The sequence below is a fragment of the Rhodopirellula maiorica SM1 genome, from assembly GCF_000346295.1.
In the GTDB taxonomy this organism is placed as follows: domain Bacteria; phylum Planctomycetota; class Planctomycetia; order Pirellulales; family Pirellulaceae; genus Novipirellula; species Novipirellula maiorica.
Map to the genome: position 1 here is coordinate 1 of NZ_ANOG01001043.1, position 20,294 is coordinate 20,294.

At 53.5% G+C, this 20,294-nt stretch carries 16 protein-coding genes and 1 pseudogene; 9 read left to right on the forward strand and 8 right to left on the reverse strand.

Going from position 1 to position 20,294, the window contains the following annotated elements:
• Together RMSM_RS33795 and RMSM_RS33800 are read left to right on the forward strand one after the other, a co-directional pair.
• Positions 1–342 (forward strand): universal stress protein (locus RMSM_RS33795; RefSeq protein ID WP_040770941.1); only part of this gene is annotated, 342 nt, incomplete at its 5' end.
• Positions 343–787: 445 nt separating this feature from the next.
• The gene (locus tag RMSM_RS33800; protein ID WP_008708364.1) at positions 788–1,309 is read left to right on the forward strand and encodes a DUF1269 domain-containing protein; all 522 of its coding nucleotides are present in this window, start codon (positions 788–790) and stop codon (positions 1,307–1,309) included.
• A 571-nt stretch (positions 1,310–1,880) separates the two neighbouring features.
• Here the strand turns inward: RMSM_RS33800 and RMSM_RS33810 are convergent.
• The 4 genes from RMSM_RS33810 to kaiC all read right to left on the reverse strand — a co-directional run bounded on the left by RMSM_RS33810 (position 1,881) and on the right by kaiC (position 6,731).
• Entirely contained in the window at positions 1,881–4,334 is a 2,454-nt protein-coding gene (locus tag RMSM_RS33810; protein WP_008708365.1) for a hybrid sensor histidine kinase/response regulator, read from the reverse strand.
• Positions 4,335–4,340: 6 nt separating this feature from the next.
• Positions 4,341–4,685, reverse strand: coding sequence for a circadian clock KaiB family protein (locus tag RMSM_RS33815; protein WP_144058152.1), 345 nt, complete (start codon positions 4,683–4,685; stop codon positions 4,341–4,343).
• 110 nt (positions 4,686–4,795) lie between these two features.
• On the reverse strand, positions 4,796–5,143 hold the full coding sequence (locus tag RMSM_RS33820; protein WP_008708367.1) for a circadian clock KaiB family protein: 348 nt from the start codon (positions 5,141–5,143) through the stop codon (positions 4,796–4,798).
• Positions 5,144–5,270: 127 nt separating this feature from the next.
• Positions 5,271–6,731, reverse strand: coding sequence for a circadian clock protein KaiC (gene kaiC / locus RMSM_RS33825; protein ID WP_052031929.1), 1,461 nt, complete (start codon positions 6,729–6,731; stop codon positions 5,271–5,273).
• Between the two features lie 700 nt (positions 6,732–7,431).
• Between kaiC and RMSM_RS33835 the strand changes: the two genes are divergently transcribed.
• From RMSM_RS33835 to RMSM_RS33850, 4 genes are all read left to right on the forward strand, one after another.
• A complete protein-coding gene (locus tag RMSM_RS33835) occupies positions 7,432–8,532 on the forward strand; it encodes an endonuclease/exonuclease/phosphatase family protein (protein ID WP_008708371.1) in 1,101 nt (366 codons plus the stop codon).
• 159 nt (positions 8,533–8,691) lie between these two features.
• Positions 8,692–9,567: a DUF1206 domain-containing protein gene (locus RMSM_RS33840; RefSeq protein WP_040770947.1), complete on the forward strand. Its 876-nt coding sequence runs from the start codon at positions 8,692–8,694 to the stop codon at positions 9,565–9,567.
• Positions 9,568–9,660: 93 nt separating this feature from the next.
• Entirely contained in the window at positions 9,661–9,840 is a 180-nt protein-coding gene (locus RMSM_RS33845) for a YqaE/Pmp3 family membrane protein (RefSeq protein WP_008708373.1), read from the forward strand.
• A 194-nt stretch (positions 9,841–10,034) separates the two neighbouring features.
• On the forward strand, positions 10,035–10,793 hold the full coding sequence (locus RMSM_RS33850; protein ID WP_008708375.1) for a CDP-alcohol phosphatidyltransferase family protein: 759 nt from the start codon (positions 10,035–10,037) through the stop codon (positions 10,791–10,793).
• A gap of 201 nt (positions 10,794–10,994) precedes the next feature.
• On the opposite strand, the gene RMSM_RS33855 is transcribed toward RMSM_RS33850, so the two are convergent.
• The 3 genes from RMSM_RS33855 to RMSM_RS33865 form a co-directional block, all read right to left on the reverse strand.
• Complete coding sequence (locus RMSM_RS33855; protein ID WP_040770953.1) at positions 10,995–13,067, reverse strand: catalase; 2,073 nt, start codon at positions 13,065–13,067, stop codon at positions 10,995–10,997.
• A 189-nt stretch (positions 13,068–13,256) separates the two neighbouring features.
• Positions 13,257–14,279, reverse strand: a complete 1,023-nt coding sequence (locus tag RMSM_RS33860; RefSeq protein ID WP_008708377.1) for a YheT family hydrolase — start codon at positions 14,277–14,279, stop codon at positions 13,257–13,259.
• 5 nt (positions 14,280–14,284) lie between these two features.
• Positions 14,285–14,632 (reverse strand): DUF4235 domain-containing protein, encoded by a 348-nt coding sequence (locus tag RMSM_RS33865; RefSeq protein ID WP_008708378.1) that lies wholly within the window; start codon positions 14,630–14,632, stop codon positions 14,285–14,287.
• A 482-nt stretch (positions 14,633–15,114) separates the two neighbouring features.
• Here RMSM_RS33865 and RMSM_RS33870 point away from each other — a divergent pair, with 482 nt between their 5' ends.
• Both RMSM_RS33870 and RMSM_RS33875 read left to right on the forward strand, forming a co-directional pair.
• Positions 15,115–17,241 (forward strand): PAS domain-containing hybrid sensor histidine kinase/response regulator, encoded by a 2,127-nt coding sequence (locus tag RMSM_RS33870; RefSeq protein ID WP_008708379.1) that lies wholly within the window; start codon positions 15,115–15,117, stop codon positions 17,239–17,241.
• Positions 17,242–17,394: 153 nt separating this feature from the next.
• Positions 17,395–18,609: an App1 family protein gene (locus RMSM_RS33875; RefSeq protein WP_008708381.1), complete on the forward strand. Its 1,215-nt coding sequence runs from the start codon at positions 17,395–17,397 to the stop codon at positions 18,607–18,609.
• A gap of 120 nt (positions 18,610–18,729) precedes the next feature.
• Here RMSM_RS33875 and RMSM_RS33880 read toward each other — a convergent pair whose 3' ends face one another.
• The gene (locus RMSM_RS33880) at positions 18,730–19,656 is read right to left on the reverse strand and encodes a YihY/virulence factor BrkB family protein (RefSeq protein ID WP_008708383.1); all 927 of its coding nucleotides are present in this window, start codon (positions 19,654–19,656) and stop codon (positions 18,730–18,732) included.
• 348 nt (positions 19,657–20,004) lie between these two features.
• On the opposite strand from RMSM_RS33880, the pseudogene RMSM_RS42190 reads away from it, so the two are divergent.
• Positions 20,005–20,294 (forward strand): annotated as a pseudogene (locus RMSM_RS42190) (hypothetical protein); the annotation flags it as partial.

The window sequence follows — 20,294 nt, forward strand, 5'->3', positions numbered from 1 at the left end:
GTTGCGTTTCAAATCGAGCGAGATCCCAATTCAACCAAAGAGCTGGCTTCTGCAGCCAACCGGTCGGCCCTGAAACAATTGCACGTCAAGGTTCCACAAGCCAAACCGCACTTGATTGAGAGCGATCATGTCAGTGAAGGTTTGGTCACATTCGTGGAAAACCGTCAAAGCGACCTTTTGATTGTTGGTGAAACGCCTCGCAATTTTCTCGGCCGTGCATTGATGGGCAATGTCACTCGCTATGTCGTTCGGCACGCGCCGTGCAGCGTGTGGATCACTCGGAACCGCGTCATTCGCGGGCTCGGATTCGAATCGGGGAAGCTTCGCAAACAAAGGGCGTAAAATGAGCAGAGTCGTAAACGAAGGGCAATCGATGCTAAACACCGAAAAAAAACGTTCCTGACGATGATGAAACAGGAGTCCCGCCGAGCGAACGGGGGAAAGAAGAGCAGATGACGATGGATCGACGTCAGCCTAGCTTTGCTTTCGGAATCGTGGCAGCGACCTACTTTATCATTTTGATTTTGTTTCTGTTGGCGGCCGCGGTCTTCTTCATGCGTTAAGCCGCTAGGTAGGAACGAATGGGAAGGAATCTCCTTAGCGGCTCGGCTGTTAGGCGTGGTGTAAGATGGGAACCTTAGCTAGCGCCCAAAACGAAACGGCGAACCGACCGAAAGAATATTGCCAACGTGCTTAATTCGAATTGAACAGCGAATCCTTCACTGAACAGAAAATTGACCTTTAAAAACCCGGCGATTTGACGGGCGACCGTACGAGGATGACAACCATGAATGCCGAATGTTTAGTTGCGGTGTATGACTCACTTTCCAAAGCGGAAGTCGGGGTGGAAGTACTCGAAAAGTTCGATTTCGCACCCGATGCGGTATCGTTGGTTTGGCGAGGCCACGAAGAAGCACTCGAAAATCTGGATTGGGAGCGGGGGGCAAAAATCGCAAAAGACGTAGCCGCGTCGATGGGTTTAGGGGCGGTGCTCAGCAGTGCTGTGGCTTTGCCGCTGTCGATTGCCACGCTGATGGTTCCGGTGGTGGTGACTGGTCCGCTGGTGGCGTTGGTCGGTGGTGCTACGGTGGGCGGTTTGCTTGGCGAGACCCGGCACTGGGGAATCCATCATCATTCGGCCAAAAATTACGAACAAATGATCGCGGACGGATCGGTCTTGGTGATCGTCACCAGTACTCCGGCTCGAATAGAAGAGGCGCTGCAGGGATTGAAAACGACTCATCCCCAGCATCTAGAGCGTTTTGCTTTCCAACGCGCGCTGAAATCTCCACCCACTGCGACGTCTTAGTTCGCAATCAATGTCACTGGGTGCGGCAACGATGGCGATTCCGCCGCCAATTGCACGTACCGGTCAAATGCCCTCTCTAATCTTCACGCAATATTCGCTGAATTGGCCCTCGTATCGTGTGACATTTTCCCTGAAATTGATGATATCAACTTACCGGCTTACCTAGGCGGATCTATTCCATGAGCCGGAAAAACAGAGCGGTGATTCGATCCCTCGGTGCGTTCAAAAGCCGAGGCTCGATTGTCAAGCTCTTGCTAAAGTCTTTTCCAGGAGAAACAGATGATTCAGTCTCGTTTTTTTCAGCGTTGCCCGGTCTGTGGCCGCGGAATGTTGATCCCGATCGAGTGCCTCGGAGGCGAGGTCGCGTGTGCACAATGTTCAGCCCATTTCAGTGCTACCGAACAAAGCAACCAAGGAACACCACCCTCGCAGCACGTGCGTTCGAATCCACCGCGGGCAAGCATTCAAAGAATGAACGGCACACTACCATTTTCGTTGACTCGCACTCACTAAACGCGATCCTCATCACGGCACGGATGGCCGGTTACAATGCGTATTGCCGCGAGTCCAATTAGGTATCCGAGCGAAGCAATCGCTGCACCACCTTGATATCGACCGGTTTAACGATGTGCTCATCGAACCCTGACTCGATCGCGTTTTGTCGATCCGCGTCCTGTCCAAAACCGGTCAATGCCACCAAGCGAATGTTTCGCAACGTCTCGGTCTCGCGGATCTTTTGTGCCAATTCATGTCCGTTCATCTTGGGCATCGAAATATCGGAAAAGACAATGTCGGGGGAATACTCAATCGCTTTGCGATAGCCTTCTTCTCCGTCGATCGCCTCGACCACCGAGTGCCCCATCTTTTTTAACATTCGTGACAACACGTAACGGATACCGCGTGCGTCGTCGACGACAAGGATGCGGTATTTTTGAGAGTCACCGTTTTCGCATACCGATTGGTTCGAGTCGTTATTATCCAAAGGGACGTAGTCCAGCAACAGCGGCAGTTTGACAATAAAGCGACATCCCTTGTTGATCCCCGGGGATTCAGCCACGATCGACCCGCGGTGCAGATCCACCAGGGTTTTCGCCAGTGATAAACCAATCCCTAACCCCGATTGTCCCCGTTCTTTCGAGACATCCACCTGTTCGAACATCTCAAAGATTTTTTGCAATGACGACGCTTCCAAACCGATGCCATTGTCACGAACGCTAATCCAAGCTTCGTCGCCGACTTTTTCAACGCCCAACCAGATCTCGCCTGCTGCAGGGGTGTATTTTGCGGCGTTGTTCAGTAAATTCACAATGACTTGTGTCAAACGAGCCGAGTCGCCGTTGACGAACAGGGACTGCTCGGGTGTTTGCACGTGCAGTGTTTGTTTCGAATCGTCGATAAAGGGAGCTGCAGATTCAAGTGCCACGGCGACGACATCTCGCAAATCGACGTTGGCTGTTTTAAGTTTGATTTTACCCCGACTGATTCTCGAAACGTCCAATAGGTCATCGATCAAGCGAACCATTTGATCCGCTTGTCGGTCGACCAAGGCACTGAGTTCTCGTAGTTGTTCAGGATCTTCGTCGGCGGCTTGCATCATTTGCGCAGCCGATTTGATGGGGGCGAGCGGGTTTCGTAACTCGTGCGCCAAGGTTGCAAGGAAATGATCCTTTCGGCGATCGGCCTCTTCGAGACTCTCGGCGATCGAACGTAAATTTCGCTCGCTTTCGCGTAGTGATTCTTCGGCCAAACGCTGACCGGTGACATCGATTACCACCCCGGGCATCCGAACGGCATTGCCGTCCTCATCCCGCTCGACCCGCCCCCGTGCTACCACGTGCCGCACGGGGCGGTCGTTGACACTGATCCGATAGTTCACCTCCAATCGATCCCCGCTTTCCATCGTTGTGCGAATCGTATCACTCACCGTGCCACGATCATCCGGATGAATCATGGCTAGATAGGTGGACAATGGACGCTCTGTGTTGTCGTTAGGGTCGAACCCAAAGATACGAGCAAGGTTCGTGTCGGCAGAGACGGTTTGCGAAACCAAGTCGAATTCCCACGTGCCAATCTCTGCGGCATGCAGGGTGGACTCCAGTCGCGAGCGAGCATGTTTTAATTGGATCTCGGATGCACGTTGTTGCGTGATGTCGGTAAAGAGACAGGCAACCCGCCGACTATTTGAATCGCCTAAGCGAAATGCATAGACATTGAACCAACGCGATAGTTTTTCTGCGACATTGACAAATCGTTTAGGGATCCCGGATGTGGCGACCTCGTTATAAGTTTGGATCCAGCTTTCTTCGATATCGGGGACCATTTCCCGGATCGTGCGTCCAATCGCATTGATCAGCCCCGACTGCTTCTCAAACGCCGGGTTGACTTCGAGAAATCGATAATCGCAGCAATTGCCCTGATCGTCGTAGACCATCTCCAGAACGCAAAAGCCTTCGTCGATTGACTGGAATAGGGTGCGATAGCGTTCTTCGTTGATCCGCAGTTGTTCGGTGGCTTCCCGCAATCGTTCGTGCGAGTGCTGGCTGGTCAAATCGGTGATCAAGACTCCAATGGCCACCCCGCTCTGAGGATCCAAGGCATTGAACGTCAAAATCACCGGGATATGCGTCCCGTCGGACGCGACCAATTCAGCTTCGGTTTGCGCCGAGGATGTACGACCGGTCTCTAACAACGCTGAAAAACTTTGCGATTCGTCAAGAACGACAAAATCGGCTAGCGATGTTCCGATCAGACGATGATGGGGAAAGTCGAGCAATTCGGAGAAGCGGCGATTGCAATAGGCGATGTCACCGCGGTCGGTCAAGGTGACCGCCCCTTGCTGCATCTGTTCAACCAGCAACCGGTATGGACGATCAGCCCCCTCGAGCGTGTAGATCCGCTGGGTCCCTCCCTCGGTGACTACGAAGGCATCCACCTCGCCTCCGCGAATCGCCTCGATTGTGTTTTCGGCTTCTAGCAGGCGTCGGCGAAGATCGTCAATCTGTGCTTGCAGTGGGGCGTTATCCATCTGAACTTAGTCCGATCCCGCAATGCCCAGCGAGTTCAATACTCTCGTTCGATCCGATAGTTCCCCAATCAATCGTGTTTCGGGTGGCGGACTCGTTTTCAGCAGTGTCGGTGATGCAATAATTTGATCTTGGCTCGCCATCGAGGGATGTTGGTAGATATCGATGATCTCAAGATCATGGCGATCAGGCAAGTATTCAGAACAAATTGATGTCATCTGAGCAATCGCACGAAGCGACCGTGGTGTCATCCCCGTCACGTACAAACGCAGGATGAAACGTTGCGAGCCAGCATCTGCACCTTCGTCCCAAGCCGGCACAGGTGGTCGCTGATCGTTCAGTCTGTTGTCCATTCGCTCACTTTACAAATGACTCGAGTCAAATTGGCGTCATGCCAATTCCGTTTGCCACCGGCCCCCGGTGTCTTCTGATGCCACTAATGACTCCCCACATCAAACGTGTATCAATGATCGCCGACCATCGGCAAAGGCCGTAATTGTAGCCCAACTAAGGCTTTGTCCGTGTTTCGCAAATCGCCGACAAGACGACAGAGAGGTTCTGGCAATTTTCGTACCACCGTCGGGACGGCGACGATGTGATCCCCCGCTGCGAGCTGAGGCTTTTCGACAAGATCGATGACTTCAATACTGTAACGGCCCTTCAGGTGTTCCTCGCAAATCCGCTTGAGATTGTTAAATGCGGTGATCGACTTCTGGGTTTTCCCCGCCACGTAGAGTCTTAACTCCCAATGCTCGACCTCTTCTTCTGGGGTTGGATCGAGACTTTGCGTGAGTGATTCGAACGATTCCATAGGTCGATCCTGCGGGGGGCCAAAGGATTGGCGAAGATTGTAGATCTGTTTCGCAACAAGATTTACTGATTCGATTGAGAAAAATGTGAAATTGCGGCAGCAATGTTGTAAAACGTTTCCAGCGAGATCATTCGCTTTTTGATGTAACGTCCGACAGCACGATGCCATGGTCCGTGATTTGGAAGGGGCGCAGTCGGCGTGAATGAGCCATGCCCCTTGATTTTAACACGTACAGGACTCGGTGACGTTCAAAATCCGATTCGACATCCCGCAACAGCAGCCATGTATCGACGAGCGACGAGATATCCAGACTTGTTTGTTCAAGAGCCGCATCACCGCTGGTCAAATTAGTAAGGAACGCGGTCGCACCTTGCGTTTTCAAGAAATCGATCAAACGCGTGACCATCGAGTTGGCGTCAAAGAAAGTACCGCCGCGTTCCATGCTGCTGATGGGATCGACCACCACCACGCTGGGCTGAAAACGTCGCACCAATTTGTAGAAGTGCACTAAATGCTGTTCAATTCCACTGGACGTCGCCCGGATTGCGTGTAGTCGCAATAGACCATTGGAAGCGAAGCGAGCCAAATCCAAGCCGATCGAACGCATGTTTCGGATGATTTGGTCGGGCGACTCCTCCATCGCAATATACAGCACCCGTTCGTCGCGAAGACAAGCTGCGTGGGTCAGATGAGCTGCCAGCGACGATTTCCCACTGCCTGCGGTTCCGGAAACCAAAACACTGCTGCCACGATAAAAACCTTTGCCACCAAGCATCTGATCGACGGCTTCGACGCCCGATGAAATCCGTTCGGCCGAAACGGTGTGATTCAGCGAGATCGATGACAACGGCATCACCACAAATCCATCCTCGTCAATCAGGAATGGGTACTCATCAGTACCATGCGGCGTGCCGCGGTATTTGACAATCCGCAAGCGTCGAGTGGAGACTTGGTCGTTGATTCGGTGGTCAAGCATCACGACACAATCCGAGACATATTCCTCAAGCCCTTGACGTGTCAATTGGCCATCGCCCCGTTCACCGGTGACGACCGCGGTCACCCCTTTTTCTTTGAGCCATCGAAAAAGACGTCGCAATTCGGAGCGTACAATGGCGAGATTCGAAAGACCGCTGAAAAGCGTTTCAATCGTGTCCAAAACAATGCGTTTAGCGCCGAGTGAATCGATGGCATAGCCGAGGCGAATGAATAAGCCTTCGAGATCGTATTCACCGTTTTCTTCGATCTCACTTCGCTCCACCCGTACGTAGTCAATCGCCAGCTTTTTGTTTTGTATCAGCTCGGGCAGGTTGAAGCCCAACGAACTAACGTTCGCAATCAATTCTTGCTCGGTTTCTTCGAACGAGACAAAGACGCCGGGGTCGCCAAATTCGGTGGCGCCGCGGACGAGGAACTCCATGCCGAAGAGTGATTTACCGCATCCCGCGCTGCCACATACCAACGTGGGTCGGCCTGCCGGCAATCCGCCAGAAGTTACTTCATCGAAACCGGGAATCCCCGTTAACACTTTCGGTAGCGAATTAGAATCACCTGTTATCGCTGTGTTGGACCGCTCATCTTCGACATTCATGACGCGACTTCACTTGACCCTTCAATTTTTTTCCTTGCTCCTCAATCGAAGAAGCCTCGGTTGTCTTGGATTTTATCGCCGCAACGGCGGTATATCTAGCTGGCAATTACCGAGGAAACAGAAACCCCGAGTTCATGAAATCCTCGCGTCACCGCCCCGTTAGCTCAACGCCAAGCCGGCGAAGGCTGCGATTGACCGATTCGGCCACTAATCCGCGTTCGCAGCTCGCCACGGTGCGCCGTGGTCGCCGACTTGGTCGTACAGAACAAGGGATTTTTGCGAGGTCATCTTAGAATTCCAGCGGTTTCCGCAACTGGTGTGCCAAACAAAATCGCTGATTCGCGAAAAAAATCACAGTGCGTTGGCCGCAGTGCGTTGGTTTTGAAAACTCGATCCACGTTGATCGAGTTTCCCGTCATGATTTCGTCGGCACGTGCACTGCTTTTGGGGGCTGCTTTTTAGGGGCTACCCCCCAATGCCATCTACTTTTGCACTAAACGGGTGGCGTTTGTTGCGGCGCAAGCCGCCCGGTCTAAACCGATCGTTTCACTCGCCTCAACCGGACCGCTCGCGCCGTGCCGCTACCAAAGTAGATGGCATTGAGCTGCCCCCGTCGCGACAACCGTCCAGAATCGTAGGCCGGCGCACTCGGTACAGGATTCGCTCGAATGATGATCGGCGACATCCAAAGGCCTTTCTTATGATCAGTACCATTATCACCACCCTTTGCATCAGCGTGATGGCCGCACTCGTGGGCGGTTCTCTGCTGAACTTGACTTCCAATTCTCATTGGTTCGTTCGCGGCTGGGATTTTCCTCGCACGCAAATCGTAGGGCTTAGCCTTGTCATCACCGCAATTTACGCAGTGAACATGGGATTCACGCGAACCATTGGCACAACCACGGACGTTGTAATGGCGACGTCCTGCGTCTTTTTGTTGGTTTGGCACGGAATCCGTATTTTCCCTTACACCGCACTCGCTCGTCGCCAATCACTGCCGACCGAGCACGTGAACGATGATCGTTCAATCCGATTGGTCGTTTCAAATTTGCTACAGGACAACAAGAAACACGATCTTTGGCTACGCACGATCCGCGACGTCGCCCCCGATATCGTTATTGCGTTGGAGGTCAATCAACGATGGGCAAGCGTGATCGAAACGTTATCAGACATGTTGCCTCATAGGATCATGTGTCCACAAGAGAATTGCTATGGCATGGTCTTGGCGTCGCGATTCAAAATCACCTCACACGAAATCCGACATCTCGTCCAGAGTGACATTCCATCGATTGACGCAAAGATCCAAATCGAATCGGGCGAACAAATTCGCGTTGTCGGCATTCATCCTCGTCCTCCCGAACCGGTCCGCGATCAAGACTCGGTGCCTCGTGATGCCGAATTGTTGCTGCATGCCGAAGAATTGAGAGAGGAGATGATGCCGGTGATCGTCGGCGGCGATCTAAACGATGTCGCGTGGTCACGAACGACGCGATTATTCCTGCAAATCAGCAACCTATTGGACCCCCGACGTGGACGTGGCTTCTTCAATACGTTTCACGCTCAACATGCTTGGTTCCGGTTTCCGTTGGACCATATTTTTCATTCACGACACTTCACCCTACGTGAAATCCGTCGCCTTCCCGAAGTCGGTTCGGACCATTTTCCGATTCTGATTCAGCTGCAGCTGGAACCAGAAAAGAAACAGCAGCAACCTGCGATGACCGATACCTCCGAGGACCGCGAAGAAGCGGACGAATTGATCGAACGTGCCCGCCAGGACGAATCGTCCACAGCAATGTGAGGACAACACTCCCCAGAAAACAGAACCATCATTGTTCGTAGTGGTACGCCAATTGCCTTGAAAGGGGCCAGCAAGTGATTGTGGCCAATAGCGCATTATCCTGGCTGTTGTGTCCATCTTCAAAATACCTTACTCCCTTTTCTCCTACGGCAACAAAACATGGCTACCTCAGCTACCAGTGTCTCTCCGGCATCTAATTCCGTTACATGGCGAGGCTATAAAACCGCGTCACTTCCCAGCGTGCCCCATTGGGTCGAATTGCTCGGCCGCGCCGGGTACATTGCCAAAGGCGTTGTCTATTTTGTCGTTGGCTTTCTTGCCTTTCAACTGGCGATCGGTGCGGGAGGCCAGATCTCGGGTGCACGAGGAGCGATCCGGGAAATTGGGCAACAGCCCTTCGGTCGTGTTCTGCTAGGTTTGATTGCCATTGGTTTAATCGGATACACCGCGTGGCGTTTGGTGCAGGCAGGAAAAGACACCGAAGGCGACGGTACCGACGCCAAGGGGATCGCCAAACGGACTGGTTATGTGATCAGCGGGATTAGTTACCTTCTGCTCGGTTTTTTCGCGGCGTCCTTGGCTCTGGGGATCGCAACGAGCTCGGGCCAATCCGATGCGGGACAAGGCTTCCTGCTCGGTTCACTCTGGGGGCGGATCGTGTTGGGACTGATTGGTGCTGGCGTCATCGGTGCAGGGCTAGCGTTTGGCTATAAAGCTTACAACGCGAAGTTCATGACAAAGTACAACCTCGCCGAGATGACAGAGAAACTGCGGACGATTGCCCTCTACGCGGGACGAGTTGGTCTGACCACGCGCGGAGTTGCATTTATTTTGATTGGCGGTTTTCTGCTCAGTTCGGCCGTTCAGGGAACAAGCAGCGAGGACGTTACGGGACTGGCAGACGCATTGGCCGTTATTGCCTCGCAATCCTACGGAAAAGTCCTGCTGGCTGTGACTGGCTTTGGGCTGATGTGTTACGCCGTTCACACCCTCATGCAAGGTTGGTTCCGCGTTTTTAATGTGTCCAAACTCTAAGCGTGGCACACCATTCGCGTTCCTTCGCTGCTGACTGCGTCAAGCACCGCGTGTCAATCCTTTTCAAACACTACTCGAACTTGGAGAACAACGATGGCCACCACCACCGTTAACGAAAAAAAACTACTGAAGATTGTCCTGGCGATTTTGCTGCCGCCTCTCGCCGTGTTTATGCATTCGGGACTCGGGACTCAGTTCTGGCTCAACTTGGTACTCACCATCGTTGGTTTCTGGATCATCGGTATCATCCACGCTCTGATCGTCGTTTTGTAGAACGACTCCTCCGACAAACCGCCATCCAAGGATGTACGAGAGTGGTGGGGGCAGCGGACGGACTTTGATGATCGCGGCGTTGAAACAATTCAACTCTCAACACTGCGTTTCATTAGGGTCAGTTCGCTGCTCTTTTTTCTTTGATCGACTAGGTCACACGAGCGGCCGTGTCACGCAGGAACTGAATTTCTCTTATGCAACGCAAACATGATTTCCGGCGTCGTGCTGCAGCCTATGGAGTTCATTTCTTCACGGCGTCCGGCATCATTCCCGCCGCTTTGGCGGTTCGCGAGATCGGATCTCCCCAGTGTGATCCACGCGTCGTATTTTTGTGGTTGTTGTTGGCGACTTTGATTGACGCGGTGGACGGACCGTTGGCACGAAGATTCCACGTCAAGCGTTTTGCACCTAACATCGACGGACGTACGATCGACGATTTGATTGACTATCTGACGTTCGCCTTCATTCCGTTGCTACTGATTTGGCGAATGGATTGGTTGCCGTCGGGTACCGGTTGGACCGTGATGTTAGCAATGGCCGCCAGTCTGCTTGGGTTTGCTCATGTGCATGCGAAGGACGAAGAGCGAGGTTTCTTTCGTGGGTTTCCTTCTTACTGGAATGCGTTCGCCCTGTACGCTGGCGTACTGAGTACGCTTTATCATCCATGGTTGACCGCGATCACGATGTGGTGTTTGGCTGCCTTGACTGTATTGCCAGTGTGGATGATATATCCCAATCTAGCACCAAGGCGTTGGCGGATTTGGATCCTGGGTGGCGCTGCGTTGTGGACGCTGTCGATGATCGCGATACTTTGGCAGTACCCTCGTCCCTCTACCGCCCTGCTGCTTGTGTCGCTGGCGTATCCGGCATTCTACACCTACGCATCGTGGCACTGCCGTCGTAGCGACGCGGCAACGCACACCAATACAACTGCGGAACAATTGCCCGGCTAACCGAACGATTCATCGAGAAAGAACGACGGCCTAGAAAGGCCGTCGTACTGGGTTTGCCAGAATTGGCGAGTACCACCAAGGGGCGATGTACGACGATTTGAGTCGTCCAATTAACCCGGGCTAGCCACAGTCGCGAACGAAGTTAGCGACAAAGTGGCTATTGCAATTTGTCCCCCGCGTCACTTCTAGTGACCTGCTGATCTACCGCACTTTCGGTTCGCGTTCCCAGACGCGATACTGCTTCGCTTGCTCGACAAATTTGTCGAGTTTCGCGTCGCTAATGTCGACGATGCCATCGTCGGCGTCCAGTGCAACCGATGCTTTGTCGAACAGCCCCGTGGCAGCCTCGGTATACCCGATCACCTTCAGATGAGCGAACGCGTTGCGGATCCAATCGACGGCGTCAGCCTGTTGAGCGAGGGCGTCCGCTGACGCGGGGGCAACGATCACACAGTCAAACAGCACCGAGGGCGCACCAGCCAAGAAATGCTCGGGCATCACTTTCTTTCCGCCGCTCGTTTCGATCTCGCCCGCATGCGGCGCGACGATCGACAACATTGCCCCTTCGGCATGAGCGGCTTCACGAATCGCGGTCAGCAATTTGTCATCGACTCCGGCGGTAATCAGTAAGCCGATCTTTTTGCCGGACAACGATTTTGGCGCCGCCGCGTATTGCGACAACGGTTTGGAGGGATCGGGATCACCCACGCTCACACGCGGTTTGATCGTATCTCCTTGGCCTTTCATGCCCAGTGCGGATGCGACCTGTTCCGCAAGTTTTTTGTCGACATTTTTTAGATGTCCTAACATGCGGGTGCGAATTTTAATCTCATTACATTTGCCGAGTTCAAAGGCGAATCCGCCAACGATGTGCCGCTGTTCGGGTTCGGTCATCGATTTCCAGAACAACCGAGCCTGTGTGTAGTAATCCGCGAAACTTTCCGGTCGGATGCGTAGCTTCTGGCCCGACTCTTCGGCCGCAAACGTATGAAAGCCAGTCTTGGGATCTTCACGCGGTTGGCCATCGTCGAGTGAGTTCGGTTCGTTTGCGACTCGCCCCGTCGGGATCTCGGTTTGCATGTGTCCATCACGCTGGAAATTGGCAAACGGGCACTTCGGTTTGTTCACCGGAATTTGATGGAAATTTGGACTTCCGAGTCGCGACAACTGCGTGTCGAGGTACGAGAACAAGCGGCCTTGCAGCAGCGGGTCGTTGCTGAAATCGATCCCAGGGACCACATGCGACGGACAGAAGGCGACCTGTTCCGTTTCGGCAAAGAAATTGTCGACGTTTCGATTAAGCACCATCTTTCCTAGCGGCGTCAACGGAACGAGTTCTTCGGGAATCAACTTGGTGGGATCGAGCACGTCAAAGTCAAATTCGGCAGCCTGTTCTTCGCTGAACGCTTGGACGGAGAGTTCCCATTCGGGAAAATCTTTGGCCTCGATCGCACTCCACAAATCACGACGATGAAAGTCGGGATCGGCACCTCCGATCTTGACCGCTTCGTCCCAAATCAACGAGAACGTGCCGAGTTTCGGACGCCAGTGAAATTTGACAAATTTCGATTCGCCCTTTTTGTTGATCATACGGAAGGTGTGCACGCCAAAACCTTCCATCATGCGGAAGGAACGCGGGATCGCACGGTCCGACATGATCCACATCAACATATGCATCGCTTCGGAATTGAGCGAAACAAAATCCCAAAACGTGTCATGTGCCGATTGAGCCTGTGGGAAATCACGATCGGGCGCGGGTTTGACGCTATGGATTAAGTCGGGGAATTTGATTGCATCTTGGATAAAGAACACCGGAATGTTGTTGCCAACCAAGTCGTAGTTGCCTTGATCGGTATAGAACTTGACCGAGAATCCACGCACGTCGCGAGCAGTGTCAAACGACCCGGCGCGGCCTGCAACCGTCGAAAAACGACAGAATACTGGGGTTTGCACGGATGGGTCTTGCAGGAATCCCGCCTTGGTCAATCCTGCATGCGACTTATAGGATTGGAAGTAACCGTGCGCTGCATACCCTCGGGCATGGACCACACGTTCTGGGATCCGTTCATGATCAAAGTGCGTGATTTTCTCACGCATGATGTGGTCTTCGAGCAATTGCGGACCACGTTCGCCGGCGGTCAACGTGTTTTGATCGTCGGCGATGACAAGCCCTTGATTCGTGGTCAAGCGAACTCCGTCACCCGCAACGGTTTGATGCGGTTCGCCTCCGTGGCCAACTTGGGTCTTGCCATTGGATTGGTTTTGTTTTGCCATGGACTGGGATCTTTCAAAATTTGCGGCAGGAAGAATGGGAATGGTTTGGGCAAACCGTACCGCTGCGTTCCGAAGCATCCCAAAGGGGCGAGCGGGTTGAGAGATAACCAAACGACGGAAACGAGCGGTTGAAAACGGCAATGGTTGCCGGACACGAATGGCACGAACCAAGCAAACGCTGTTCCTGATTTACAGCATCGCATCAAAGAAACGAACCGACGCGCGTTCGTGCCAACGTTTCCCCTGGCGATCTAAGAAACCCGTATGGCCACCCGATGCGGCTAAAGCTGGGTACAAAGGCCCGCTGGTAGTCCACTCGCGATCGGTAAAGACAGTCTCATCCACCACCGGATCGTCCGCGGCGTGAAAAAGTAGCGTGGGGGTTTTGATTTTGTCGAGCACGTAGATCGCGGAGTTGTTCCGGTAAAAATCCTTGGCGCCGTCATAGCCAAGGTGCTTTGCCGTGAATTGATCATCCAGCTCCCAGACTGATGACGCCGCTTCGATCGCCCGTCTTTCATCGCTTGTCAACTCGGCTGCCTCACGCAGCAATTCTTCGCGTTGCTTTTTCAGTAGATAGCGATCGAAAATTCGGTTCATTCCGTTCCGCAAATTCATCGACGTCGTTTCCATGTCTAGCGGCGCCGACACCACGCTTGCCGCACTAAAAGCGGCATCGCCTTCGGTTTCGGCGAGATACCGCAGCAATACATTCGCGCCTAACGAAAATGCGACCGCCGCCAGACCATTGCGTGTCCACTCGGGCCGTTGCTTGTGCAGAAAATCGACCAACAAGGCGATATCATCGGTGTAGCCAGGATGATGAAAACGGATGCAGTTCCGCGCCGAACTCCCCGCTCCGCGATTATTCCATAGCACCACTGCATAACCAGCGGCAAGCAATCGCTCGGCCATCGATCGCATGTATCCGCTTTGCGCATGGCCTCCCATTCCGTGGAAAAGGATCACGGTTGGTTTCGTCGACTCCTGGGCGACAGGAAAGTAGAAACCGCTCAGCACATCCGGAGGCGTTTGGTCGCCGGGGACATCAAATGCAACACAGCCATCGTAGCGATCGACGTCCAACTCAGGACGTAGCGTTTTAATCGACAGCGTTTGCAACCATCCTCCGGGCCACCATCGATGAGGCTCGAACGGATCAAGCCACTGGAAATTGCTAATGGCAAACTTATCCGGAGGTCGACCTGACACCGTCGTTATGACCTCCAATTACGGTACGCACCGCTGGTGGCGCGTCGCGATGCGATTCGGGCGATCCCGACGACTGCCCCCGACGCGGCTCCCCACAACAACGCCTCACGCCATGCAACTTCGCGGGAAGCGGGGTTTTTGGGCGGATCACGATCGAGCGTCGATTTCCAAGCTGCCTCCAGTAAATGACGTGCCACGAACGTCCCCGCAATTGCGGCCGCCAAAGCGATTGTGGATTCCGTGCGACCGATCCCCGGATTGCGGCCGTCAGGCTCGTCGCGGCCGGTGTATTCGTCAACCTTATTCCTCAGGTCGTCGTAACGCTCGTGCATGGTTTCGATCGTGCTGGACATAACGTCTCTTTCGTGAAAGTAAATGCGAATAAATCGAGTCAATCTCCGTGGCACCTCATTGCGAACAGCCATCATGACGCTCAAGCATCTTTCGGTGAGTTTGGTTGACTCTGTTGGTTCCTAGTTTGGCAGGGGACGCAATCAACGTGCCAGGATGGCGACCAGAAGGATTCGAGTTCCCACGTTAACACGAAAACTTTACAATGATGCCGTAGCTAGAATCGTCATGGTCGTTGACCGCCCACCCTGATTGATTTGCTTTCAACTTGGGCCTAGTAGGGCTGTACGTGGGTCAGCGGATCCGAACCGTTTTTGTTAAGTTGGCGATTCTCTACTGATATCCAGTTCAAACGTAAAACAAGTTTTTGGGGTGGCGTGACAAGGGTGTCGAGGCCACACCCGATTGGTTAAGGTAAACATCGATCTTCATGCAGGGAGAGGGGGCGAAATGGCCAGCATCCCGCGAACACATTGGGCGTGAAATGCAACAAACGAAACTGGACGATGAGCGGTTACGATTGGCGTTGTCACTGGCTGAGGTTGGGGTTCTCGATATCGACTACCAATCCGATACCATTGTGGCAGATTTGAAAGCAGCTGAACTGTTCGATATCCCGATGGGACAAGCGATTTCGCGAAGTGTCTTATGGGATCGCGTTCATCCAGAGGATCGAGCAGAACTTGAATTGGCTTGGGACGAAGCATCGTTTCGAGATTCAGAATTTGCGGCCGAGTACCGAGTCGTGCACGACAACGGTGAGGTGCAATGTGTTAGTGTTCGCGAAAAAGCCTTCGCGAAAGCGACGCCAGGTGCCGAACGTCATGATTTCGGCGTACTGGTCGTTCGCGATACGTCCACCGCGCAGCGAGACGACGACGCAAGTGACGACAGCAAAAATCAAGTGGATCCTCATGCGGTCGCCGGTGATGTAGGTTCGGCAAACACCTCACCGATTCGTGATCCGCTGGAGTCCGAGTTCTTTCAACGAGCTCACCAGGTCGCTGACACCAATCGAAAACTGCGTGAAACGCTTCAGAAGTTGCGAGAGAGTGAAAGCCGGCTGTTGATGGCTGCCGAGACGACGGGCTTTGGTACCTACGAATACAACATCGAAACGCAGCGGAGCGTGTGGTCGAGCCAGCTGTATCGTATTTTTGGTATCGAAGAGGGAACGCCGCTTATCGGTTCGAAATTACTAAATCACATCCACGTGAAAGATCGCGACCGGTTTTTGCGTCTCTACCACAAGGCAATCCAACCGGGAGCATCCGAGCGACACTCTATCCAATTTCGGATCGTGCGTCCTGATGGCGAAGTACGTTGGGTGGTCGATTCCGGACGCGTTTTATTCGACGACGATGAAGCCTCACATAAGTCACGTCGATTGATCGGGACATTGCAAGACATCACTGAACAGAAAGATTTCGAGCAATCGTTGAAACGGGCACGTCGAGTTGCGGAGGCTGCCAATCGCTCGCGAGGCGAATTTTTGGCTAACATGAGTCACGAAATTCGCACGCCCATGACCGCGATTCTTGGACACGCCGACATACTGAAAGATCACCTTCGAGATCCCGATAACGTTCAAGCCGTCGAAACGATTCGCCGTAACGGCGCCTACCTGCTAGAGATCATCAACGACATCCTCGATCTGTCCAAAATTGACGCCGGCAAATTGGAAATTGAGCGAGAGCGAATTCAACTCGATTCCCTCGTCGCGGACATTCGATCTTTGATGGACGTGCGAGCCAAGGAGAAGGAACTGCCGCTGTTGGTCGAATTCGAAGGACTGATCCCTGAGATGATCGAAACCGATGCGGTACGGCTGAGGCAAATTTTATTGAACCTGCTGGGCAACGCCATCAAGTTTACGGACCGTGGCAAAATTCGGCTGGTCGTACGCTATGTTAGCGCAGAGGAACGGATTCAATTCGATGTCATCGACACTGGGATCGGTATTTCACCCGAAATCTTGTCGACACTGTTTCAGCCCTTTCAGCAAGCCGACAATTCCTCGACTCGCAGTTTTGGCGGTACGGGACTCGGGCTGGCGATCAGCCGACGATTGGCGCAAGCGCTCGGAGGCGATGTGACGGTGCAAAGTCGTTTTGGTCACGGCAGCACGTTCAGTGTGACCATTCACGTCGGGGGAAGCGTCAAGTTGGTCGAGCCGCGATTAGACATTTCAGCCAATGACGAGTCGACGATGCACCACGTCAATTTGAACGGTACGGTGTTGGTCGTCGATGATCGGCGCGACATCCGATTTTTGGCTCAGCACTTTATCGAAAAGGCGGGGGGAACTGTGGTCACCGCGACCAATGGTCAAGAAGCGATTGAAATGCTGAGGTCGCCTGATCCACCGCCGGTCCAAGTTATCGTGATGGATATGCAGATGCCTGTCATGGACGGCTACGACGCGGCGCGACATCTTCGCGAACACGGCTGTCAATTGCCCATCATTGCTTTGACCGCCAACGCGATGAAGAGCGATCGTCAAGAGTGCCTCGATGCCGGCTGTACCGACTACAGCACCAAACCGCTTGATGGCAGCAAACTCATTGCCATGATCGATCATTGGATGGGGACGCTTCATCCCGTCAGTTAAAAATTGCCCAGGCGTGCAGTTGCATTCGCGTGATCGATGCGGCGTCTGTGTCGAGCAAAATCATGGAACATTGTTTGCAAGCGTCACCGCAAACGATGCAGCGAGTGATCGCAATGTTTTCATGACGAATCTACGACAACGCGAGAAAATTTAATGGCGAATCACGCGAAACAGCAAAGTTCGGAGCGTGTTGAGGCAGAATCTTGGAATCGGATTTTCAAATCGTGGCTCACCCAAACGGCGTCGTCGGCCGATGACGTGATGGATGCAGGGATTCGCCGCCTGCGAAAACGACTCGGCCGTATCGGCGTACCAGCGATCCAGCCCTACATCGGTTATGCAACGCACGACGCGATTCATTTGAGTGGCCGTGTGCTCACCAATCCGCCGATCGACCCTGATTTCGAAAGCGACAGGTGGTGGCATAACCTGTCAAATGCGATTGGCCGATTCGCCAGCGATGAAGTCCCCAATGTCAAGCTCAGAGCAACAGCGGGCGGGACCGTAGCGAGCACCCATAGCGATGATGAAGGCTATTTTCGATTCGAGCTGCCGCGTGAAACGCAGTCTGATGATCAATTATTCTGGTCACCCGCCATCATGCAGATCGATGACCCAAAATCGCCAAGCCAATTAAGCAGCACGACGTGCGACGTGATGTATGTGCCGGACCAAGCAGAGTTTGGCATCATCAGCGACATTGATGATACGATACTGCATACGGGCGCCATCGATATCCTCACGATGGCAAAACTCACCTTTTTAGGGAATGCCCGCACCCGTGCTCCGCTATGTGGAGTCGCGAAATTATACGAGATGTTGCAACACAATGGAGACATCCGACGGGATCCGTTGAACCCGGTCTTTTACGTCTCGAGTTCGCCATGGAATCTGTATGATCTGATTGACGACTTTCTCGAGCTAAATGCGATTCCCAAAGGCCCAATTCTGCTGCGTGATTTGGGGTTTGACGAGACCAAGTTTATCAAAGAAGGTCACGAACACAAATTGACTAAAGCCCGTCGTCTAATGCAGCAGTTTGACTCGCTTCCATTTGTGCTGTTCGGAGATTCCGGCCAAGAGGACGCCCGCCTGTATGCGGCGGCAGCCAGAGAGTTTGGGACGCGTATCCGAGCAATCTTCATCCGTGACATCGATCCAGGGCGGACGAGTGAACATGACCAACGAGTTGACGTTCACGTTCGTTCAGCCCGCGAAGCCGGAGTGCCGATGTATTTGGTTCACGACAGTATCGAAGTGGCTCGGATCGCGATCGAACATCGCTTGCTTCCTGAGGAAGCATTTCAAGAAGTGGTTTCCGCAACCCAGCGGGATCGTCAGCGAAAAGAAAACTTCCTCGAGCCGTAGTGGCGTTTCTTCTTGGCACTGCACCTGCCCATGCCAGAACGACGGCCCATGCCAGAACGACGGCAGATGCTGCCGCCGATTGGCGTGGGCGCCGGAGTGGGACTCTTTGTAGCAAGCAACTTATTGGTTGCCGGCGGCTCCGGGGCGTTCGATTTTTTCGACGACGCGTACCGCTTTGGGTTCGGGGCGAATGCCGTCGCCGTAACGGATCGCATAGACCTGGGTTGCTTCGGCACCAAACAACACGATCATCGCGCTGTAGTAGACCCAAACCAGTAACACGGCCAAAGAGGCGGCAGCGGCACCTAATTGTGCGCCGGGTTCGCTATACGAAAAATAGATTTGCATGACAAACCGGCCAAGCAAAAACAACGCTGTCGTTATCGCGGCGCCCACCAGTACGTCGCGCCATTTGACTTCGGCGTCAGGCATGAATTTGAAGATTGCGGCAAAGATCACGAGAACCACGATGGCTTGGACTGCGAAATTGATCACCGATGCCACGATCCCTGACATCCCCAACATGCCGCCGATTTGATCCCCGATCCCGGCGAGGACCGATGAAACCACAAGCGAAACGAGCAAGATGAAACCAAGGCCCAAGATCATTCCAAACGACATGATGCGTTTCATTACCATGTCCATGATGCCGGTGTTTTTGGGGTCCGGTTTTACCTCCCATACCTGATTCAGTGCTGCTTGCAGCGCCGCGACAACCCCGGTCGCCCCAACGACAATCCCAGCGAAGCTGAGCAGCGTTTTCCACCATTTGCCGCCGGACTGTTCATGATTCTCGATAATGGTCGAGATCTGATCGCTCGCAGCTTGATTCCCCATCATCTGTGCAGCCTGCGAGGTCAGCAAGCCTTGAGCTTTTTGTTCTGCTTTTTCGCTGTCGTACATCACGGACATACCAAACGTCAGCACCGTCATCAGCAGGTACAACAGTGGTGGCAAGGCAAAAGCGGTGTAGTAAGCCAACGCTGCCGCGAGCGTGCTGCAATTGTCTTCTGAAAATTCAGAGAACGTTTGTTTTAGGAAGTTCATGGTACGGAGGCCCCGTGCGCGTTCGTTTCTGGTTAACGAAACCAAAACCGACGCAAATAGCGCGCCATAGCGGTATGTCGTTTGCATCGCCCTCGATTCGCCGCCCCTGGTGCTGATTGATGGTCATCGTGCTAGTTAAACGACCGATCGGGCACCCACGTTTTAAGCCAATCTTCAGCGTCTGGCTCCTAAGTACCCGATGATGATGTACGACGGCGTTTTCGGAGGCGGCGTGATGAACAAATTTGACCGTCTGGAAGGGCTGTCGAACTGAATCTATTTACGCGTGATTCGTAGGACGACTACGAACGCGACGCAGTCGGACCGATTTTCGGAGACGCATCAATAATGGACGACAACCCAAACAGTGCCGCAAGCCATTCGTCCGTTGCATCGGAGCGGCGACGGATTGATCGCCCTGCCATACGTAATGCGTCGGACCACGTTGCATCGGTAACCCAAGCGACCGCTCCGTTCTTTGGCGAGAAGTTCAGCGATCAGAGTTTGTTGCTCGGGTTGGTCGGGGTGATCGCCGTGACGCTGGTTTGTGGCACGTTGTTTGTCGCCAGCAGTTTATTCGTGCCGATTGTGATCGCGACGCTGGCGTACCTGTCGCTGCGACCGATTGCCGCTCGAAT

Bases quoted from the DNA above. Each gene is read 5' to 3' on its own strand.
- RMSM_RS33870 (WP_008708379.1), top strand. From the start codon at position 15,115: ATGCAACAAACGAAACTGGACGATGAGCGGTTACGATTGGCGTTGTCA.
- RMSM_RS33800 (WP_008708364.1), top strand. From the start codon at position 788: ATGAATGCCGAATGTTTAGTTGCGGTGTATGACTCACTTTCCAAAGCG.
- RMSM_RS33880 (WP_008708383.1), bottom strand. From the start codon at position 19,656: ATGAACTTCCTAAAACAAACGTTCTCTGAATTTTCAGAAGACAATTGC.
- RMSM_RS33845 (WP_008708373.1), top strand. From the start codon at position 9,661: ATGGCCACCACCACCGTTAACGAAAAAAAACTACTGAAGATTGTCCTG.
- RMSM_RS33875 (WP_008708381.1), top strand. From the start codon at position 17,395: ATGGCGAATCACGCGAAACAGCAAAGTTCGGAGCGTGTTGAGGCAGAA.
- RMSM_RS33840 (WP_040770947.1), top strand. From the start codon at position 8,692: ATGGCTACCTCAGCTACCAGTGTCTCTCCGGCATCTAATTCCGTTACA.
- RMSM_RS33820 (WP_008708367.1), bottom strand. From the start codon at position 5,143: ATGGAATCGTTCGAATCACTCACGCAAAGTCTCGATCCAACCCCAGAA.
- RMSM_RS33850 (WP_008708375.1), top strand. From the start codon at position 10,035: ATGCAACGCAAACATGATTTCCGGCGTCGTGCTGCAGCCTATGGAGTT.
- kaiC (WP_052031929.1), bottom strand. From the start codon at position 6,731: ATGAATGTCGAAGATGAGCGGTCCAACACAGCGATAACAGGTGATTCT.
- RMSM_RS33810 (WP_008708365.1), bottom strand. From the start codon at position 4,334: ATGGATAACGCCCCACTGCAAGCACAGATTGACGATCTTCGCCGACGC.
- RMSM_RS33855 (WP_040770953.1), bottom strand. From the start codon at position 13,067: ATGGCAAAACAAAACCAATCCAATGGCAAGACCCAAGTTGGCCACGGA.
- RMSM_RS33815 (WP_144058152.1), bottom strand. From the start codon at position 4,685: ATGGACAACAGACTGAACGATCAGCGACCACCTGTGCCGGCTTGGGAC.
- RMSM_RS33835 (WP_008708371.1), top strand. From the start codon at position 7,432: ATGATCAGTACCATTATCACCACCCTTTGCATCAGCGTGATGGCCGCA.
- RMSM_RS33865 (WP_008708378.1), bottom strand. From the start codon at position 14,632: ATGTCCAGCACGATCGAAACCATGCACGAGCGTTACGACGACCTGAGG.